The organism is Halorubrum sp. CBA1125 (assembly GCF_009742825.1).
Classification (GTDB): domain Archaea; phylum Halobacteriota; class Halobacteria; order Halobacteriales; family Haloferacaceae; genus Halorubrum.
Window position 1 is genome coordinate 1 of record NZ_WPCE01000355.1, and the last position, 1,400, is coordinate 1,400.

Sequence of the window (1,400 nt, forward strand, 5' to 3'; positions counted from 1 at the left end):
CCGGCGTACCGTACCCGCTCGACGTCAACGCCGCGTCGATGGACGAGCTGACCGCGATTCCCGGGATCAACCGGAACACGGCCGGCGACGTCGTCGTCGGGCGCCCCTACGACGCCCTCGACGACGTCGACGCCGGCGTCGCGGACCTCTCGCAGTTCGCTGTCGTCGACGACGTCGACGTCCCGATCCCGGGCCGCGACCGGGCGGGATCCGGGCCGGGCCCGGCCGCGCGGTCCGGGCTCGACCGCTCGCCGCTCGGCCGCGGCGACTGAGGCGATGCCGTCCCCGGAATCCTCGGTTCCGATCACCCGCGTCGAGGTCCCGGTCGATGCCCGTGCGCCCGGCGGGACGACGAACGCCTACGTGGTCGACGGGCTCCTCGTCGACCCGGCCGCACGCACGGACGCGCTGGACCGGGCGGTCGGCGTCGGGGAGTCGGCGTCTGCCGACGCGGACGGGGCCGCAGTCGACGTGGACGAGGTCATCGTCGATGCGGACGGAGCCACCGTCGACGCGATCGCGGTCAACCACGCCCACCCCGATCACGTGGGCGCGGTCGCGGCGTACGCGGACCGGATGGGCGCGACCGTGGTCGCGCACGCGGCCCACGTCGACCGGTTCGTGGCCGCGACGGGCGTCGAGCCTGACGCGACCGTCGCCGACGGCGACCGGGTGGCGGACACCAGTGTCCGCGCGGTCGAGACGCCCGGCCACGCGCCGGATCACCTCGCGTTCGCGGTCGACTCGCGCGCCGTCGGCGGGGGTGACGCAGACGCCGACGAGGGCGACACAGACGCCGACGGGGACGACGCGGCCGGTCCCGACGCGAGCGCGAACGCCGGTGGGGCCGGCGCCGCGCTGCTCTGTGGTGACCTCGCAGTTGCGTCCGGCAGCGTCGCGGTCGCGCTCCCCCGACGGCGACCTCCGCGACTACCTCGACGGCCTCGAACGCGTCCGGGACGCCGGCTACGACCGGCTCTACCCCGGCCACGGGCCGCCGATCGAGGACCCGGCGGCGACCTGCCGGCGGCTGATCGATCACCGGCTGGCGCGCGAGGCGTCCGTCCGCGACGCTATCGAGGCCGGCGCGAGCGACGTGAGCGCCGTCGTCGACGCCGCCTACGAGACGGACCTGACGGGCGTCGAAGACCTCGCACGGACGACGGTCGCGGCGCACGTGGAGAAGCTCCTCGCCGAGGGGCGGATCGACGGCGTGTGGAGAGAGCGGATCGGCCGGTGGCGCGACGGTTCCGGCGGCGAACGGGCGGGGTAGCCGTCGGCTACGGGTCCGCTACGGTTCCGCTTCCAGCTCGCTCGCGACCGCGGACAGCGGGGTCTCGGTCACGTCGACGAAGCGCCCGCCGACGTCGACGACGCCGCCGTCGGTCTCGGGGTCGTCG

Annotated in this window: 3 pseudogenes; 2 read left to right on the forward strand and 1 reads right to left on the reverse strand. The window is 75.6% G+C overall.

Annotated features, from left to right (window positions below):
* Positions 1 to 272, forward strand: a pseudogene (locus GJ633_RS16630) (radical SAM protein); the annotation flags it as partial.
* A gap of 4 nt (positions 273 to 276) precedes the next feature.
* Positions 277 to 1,273: pseudogene (locus GJ633_RS16635) on the forward strand (MBL fold metallo-hydrolase).
* An 18-nt stretch (positions 1,274 to 1,291) separates the two neighbouring features.
* Here GJ633_RS16635 and GJ633_RS16640 read toward each other — a convergent pair.
* Positions 1,292 to 1,400, reverse strand: a pseudogene (locus GJ633_RS16640) (HAD family hydrolase); the annotation flags it as partial.